Origin of the sequence: Mucilaginibacter sp. (genome assembly GCF_039935595.1) — a bacterium.
Classification (GTDB): domain Bacteria; phylum Bacteroidota; class Bacteroidia; order Sphingobacteriales; family Sphingobacteriaceae; genus Mucilaginibacter.
The window spans coordinates 1-4,621 of record NZ_JBDTJZ010000065.1 but is presented as its reverse complement, the minus strand read 5'-3'; the positions used below and the strand labels follow the sequence as shown (position 1 = coordinate 4,621).

Annotated in this window: 6 protein-coding genes; 3 read left to right on the top strand and 3 right to left on the bottom strand. The window is 39.5% G+C overall.

The features are described from left to right. Positions 1-139: 139 nt before the first annotated feature. Together folK and ABI367_RS03795 are read left to right on the top strand one after the other, a co-directional pair. Positions 140-619 carry a 2-amino-4-hydroxy-6-hydroxymethyldihydropteridine diphosphokinase gene (gene folK / locus ABI367_RS03800; RefSeq protein ID WP_462227234.1) on the top strand — a complete coding sequence of 160 codons (480 nt, stop codon included), beginning with the start codon at positions 140-142 and terminating at the stop codon, positions 617-619. A 22-nt stretch (positions 620-641) separates the two neighbouring features. Continuing rightward, positions 642-1,007 (top strand): Hpt domain-containing protein, encoded by a 366-nt coding sequence (locus tag ABI367_RS03795; RefSeq protein WP_462227233.1) that lies wholly within the window; start codon positions 642-644, stop codon positions 1,005-1,007. On the opposite strand, the gene purS is transcribed toward ABI367_RS03795, so the two are convergent. The 3 genes from purS to rho all read right to left on the bottom strand — a co-directional run bounded on the left by purS (position 1,004) and on the right by rho (position 3,783). Further along, entirely contained in the window at positions 1,004-1,258 is a 255-nt protein-coding gene (purS, locus tag ABI367_RS03790) for a phosphoribosylformylglycinamidine synthase subunit PurS (protein WP_462227232.1), read from the bottom strand. The two genes, ABI367_RS03795 and purS, sit on opposite strands and share 4 nt — an antisense overlap. A 39-nt stretch (positions 1,259-1,297) precedes the next feature. Continuing rightward, positions 1,298-2,026 carry a CDP-alcohol phosphatidyltransferase family protein gene (locus tag ABI367_RS03785; RefSeq protein ID WP_462227231.1) on the bottom strand — a complete coding sequence of 243 codons (729 nt, stop codon included), beginning with the start codon at positions 2,024-2,026 and terminating at the stop codon, positions 1,298-1,300. Between the two features lie 143 nt (positions 2,027-2,169). Then, a complete protein-coding gene (gene rho, locus ABI367_RS03780) occupies positions 2,170-3,783 on the bottom strand; it encodes a transcription termination factor Rho (protein WP_462227230.1) in 1,614 nt (537 codons plus the stop codon). A gap of 350 nt (positions 3,784-4,133) precedes the next feature. On the opposite strand from rho, the gene pyrF reads away from it, so the two are divergent. Beyond that, positions 4,134-4,621 (top strand): orotidine-5'-phosphate decarboxylase (gene pyrF / locus ABI367_RS03775; protein WP_462227229.1); only part of this gene is annotated, 488 nt, incomplete at its 3' end.

Sequence of the window (4,621 nt, the reverse complement as noted above, 5' to 3'; positions counted from 1 at the left end):
TTAAAATTAGTCCGACAACGGTGGCAAACACAAATTTGAAAAATTGTTTCATTTAATACTGTAAATATTTATATCTATGCAAACTTAACATTCCGCATGGTATTATTAAGAGCCCTTACCCTAATATTTGTTACAGCAAATGATTAATGTTTTTTTATTGTTGGGAAGTAATTTGGGCGACAGAAACGCCTACCTGCAACAGGCTATTACGGCTATTGAAAATGAGGTGGCTGCGATAATTAAAAAATCGTCTGTTTACGAAACGCAATCCTGGGGCAAAACGAACCTGCCAGACTATTTGAACCAGGTTATTTTACTGCAAACCGATTTGCCGGCACAAACCGTCCTGCAAAAAATATTGAGTATTGAATGGGCAATAGGCCGGGTACGCGAAGAAAAATGGGGGCCGAGGATAATTGATATTGATATTTTATTTTATGGCGATGAAGTAATTGACGAACCGCAATTACAGGTACCGCACCCCGAACTGCATAAACGCCGCTTTACGCTGGACCCACTGGCCGAAATTGCACCTGATTTTGTGCACCCTGTTTTAAACAAAAAAATTTTTCAATTAAAAGATGAACTTAAAGACAGCTTGATTGTTAAAAAATTATAATTTTGGATTCATACTTAATTACATGGCCGACCAGGATCTTGATTTATCATTATTAAATGAAATTGCCGATGGCAGTGACGAGTTTATAGTGGACTCTATTGATATGTTTTTACAGCAAGTGCCCGAAATATTGGAGGCTATAGCCGCGGGCCTTACAGCAGACGACCTTACCGCAGCCGGTGGTGCCGCTCATAAATTAAAACCAACATTGGGTTTTTTTGGTATGCTTAATACCCAAGCCATTATACAGCAAATTGAAACAGCATGTAAAACAAATAGCGAAAGTGTTGCGGAAATAGATGCGAAACTAGATCAGGCAAAAGCAATTATCAATGCTAATTTACCCCAGCTTGAGCAAATACGCGCTGATGCCCAAAGCAGGCTTTAAACCTGTGCTATTTTAAAAGAATATGATTCCATGATAAGGTTTGCCAGCAGGTTTTTGCAGGCCTCGTCAACCTTAGCGTGTGCAATTTCGGCATTTTCGGCCTCTATCTCCAACGTAATATGTTTACCTATACGTATGTTTTGTATCTCCGCTAAACCCAGGTTTTTCATACTGCCGGTTACGGCTTTACCTTGAGGGTCAAGTATTTCTTTTTTAGGCATTACGTCAATTTCGGCCTGGAACTTTGTCATGTAGTAGTTTATTAGAGCTATTGAAATTAATTAAGCCGTTTATTTAACGCTTACGTTAGCTTCATTTGCTATTTTAAATTGAATAACGGATAAGGCGATATAGATAAATATGATCACCGGTACAGCGGCAAATTTAAAAAATAGTATCAATATTGCCGAAAACAACAGCAGTAAATAACGATAAATATTTTTGTTAAAATCGCGGTTCTTAAATTTGAGCGACATAAGCGGCATTTCCACCACCAGCAGCGCGCACATTACTATGGCAAACACCGATAAACCATAAGGATTTAAAATATAGTGGGCAAGATTTGGGTATTGCTCCATTATTAAAGGGAACGAACCTATAAGAATGCCATTGGCGGGGGTTGGTAAACCAATAAATATTTCGGCTTGCCGGGTATCTGTGTTAAATTTTGCCAGCCTTAATGCCGAAAATACGGGTATCAAAAAAGCAATGAAATTTAAATAGGTACTTACGCCGTGAATCTGCGGCGCCTGCAAAAACAACTCGTACAATATTACCGAAGGCAACACGCCAAAGCTCACCATATCGGCCAGCGAATCCAAATCTTTCCCTATACCCGAAAACTCTTGCAGAACGCGCGAAGCAAATCCGTCAAAAAAATCAAATATGGCGGCCAATATAACCGCATAAGCTGCATAAATTAAATTTTGCTGAAAGGCAAAAACAATTCCAACACAACCACTAAACAAATTAGCACAGGTAATGGCGTTTGGAACGTGTTTTTTTACTCTCTTCCTCATTTTGTGTGAAGGTATCAGTATTATATTAATAAATCAATAAGAGCTGTTTAAGAGTTGTATATGTTTAAACGCTATAAGGGTTGTAAAAGTGTGGCCTTAACCATTTAAACATTTACAACCCTTACAACTTTTGTAAACTTATTTTACGAATTCATTGATACCAGGAACTCTTCGTTGGTTTTAGTACCTCGTATCTGGCTTTGTAAAAACTCCATGGCTTCCTGCGAGTTCATATCTGCCAGGTGATTACGTAGTATCCATATACGCTGCAGGTTATCGCGATCCAACAATAGGTCATCGCGGCGGGTGCTCGATGCGGTAATATCAATAGCCGGGAATATACGTTTGTTTGATAATTTTCTATCCAGTTGCAGCTCCATGTTACCGGTACCTTTAAATTCTTCAAAAATAACTTCATCCATTTTTGAGCCGGTTTCGGTAAGTGCTGTTGCAATAATGGTTAATGAGCCACCATCCTCAATATTACGTGCGGCACCAAAAAAACGTTTAGGTTTATGCAGCGCGTTGGCGTCAACACCACCTGATAATATTTTACCTGATGCCGGTGCTACGGTATTATAAGCACGGGCTAAACGGGTGATAGAATCCAACAATATAACTACATCATGGCCGCATTCAACCATACGTTTTGCTTTTTCTAAAACAATGTTGGCAATTTTTACGTGGCGCTCGGCAGGCTCATCAAAGGTTGACGATACTACTTCGGCGCGTACGCTACGGGCCATATCAGTAACCTCCTCAGGGCGTTCATCTATTAATAAGATGATCAGGTAAACTTCCGGGTGATTTTTGGCTATGGCGTTGGCCACATCCTTTAACAACATGGTTTTACCTGTTTTGGGCTGCGCCACAATTAAACCACGCTGCCCTTTGCCTATCGGCGAAAAAAGGTCCATGATACGGGTTGAATAATTACCCGGATCAGTAAACAGGCTCAATTTTTCTGACGGGAAAAGAGGTGTCAAGTGGTCAAACGGCACACGGTCACGCACTTCGGCAGGTACCCGGCCATTAATAGCTTCTACACGTACCAGCGGGAAATACTTTTCGCCTTCTTTTGGCGGGCGTATGCTGCCGCGAACGGTATCGCCGGTTTTAAGGCCAAATAGTTTTATTTGCGACTGTGATACATAAATATCATCAGGCGATGTTAAATAATTATAGTCAGACGAGCGCAAGAAACCATAACCATCGGGCATGATCTCTAAAACGCCTTCGTTTACTATAACGTTATCAAAATCAAGGTTTATAGCAGGCTCCTGGCTTTTTGATTGGCCGTTACCGGTATTAGCACGACGATCAAACTTAGGTGCACGTGCTTCTGGTAACCGTTCTTCGGTTTTCTCAGTCACTTCACCCTCTTGCTGGGTTTCATCCTGTGCAACAGGAATATTTTCACTTTCTTCTTCCTCCACAATCGGTTCATCATCCTGAGCATCAAATAAATTGGTGTCATCTAATGGAACTTCAACACGTGGTTGCGTACTGCTTTTTATAGTGCGTATCCTTTTACGGGCTTTATCGTTATTTTCGGCAGCAGGCGCTGTTTTTGGGGTATAGTTGCTTTCAACAGTACTTTGCTGTGCGCGGGCAGCCTCAATTAATTGCTGCTGCTCTACTATCGAGCTAATTAACTGCGGTTTCCGCAGATCATCAGCTTCGGCAATACCTAAACTTTTGGCAATTTCGCGCAACTCAGAAACGAGCTTGTCGTTCAATTCGGTTGTATCAGACATGATATGAATTATATTTCAAAAAAAGATTTTTTATTTGGGCACTGTTTTTATAACAGTAAACTATTTGTTGTTGATTAAGCCCGTATACATTTGGTTATGCATAAAGGCAATATTTTGAAAGAAATTTAATTTGCAGCTTGCTTCGCACTATCTAAACCAGGTAACTACTTGTAAATAACGTGGATTTTAAATTGTTTCTTTAGCGCAAGAAAAATTCATTTGGAAAACAGTGCAATTTTAGTTAATTAATTTAAAATAACAAAACTTTAAAAAAATATCTTTATTGCTAACAACAGTTAAATTATTTTTTAGTTTTTTTGACGTATTCAAAATTTAAACATCCTTTCATGATTTCCCGCCAAGAGCTAATATACCAGATCAAACAAAAAAAATCATTTTTATGCGTGGGATTGGATACGGATATTGATAAGATACCCGAATTTTTAAAAAGCTACCCCGACCCCATCTTTGAATTTAATAAGCGAATAATTGACGCTACACAGGATTTATGTGTGGCTTACAAGCCAAATGCCGCTTTTTATGAGGCGTATGGTGTTAAGGGACTGCAAAGTTTGATAGCTACGTGGCAATATTTGCCTAAAAATTGTTTAAGTATTATTGATGCCAAACGCGGCGATATTGGCAACACGTCTGATAAATATGCCAAAGCATTTTTTAATGAGCAATCATCAGGAATGAGCTTTGACGCCATTACTGTTACCCCATACATGGGTAATGACAGCGTTACCCCCTACCTGGCTTATGAGGGTAAATGGGTTATTATACTAGCCCTTACTTCGTCAGCCGGAAGTAAAGATTTTCAATACCTTACTACCGA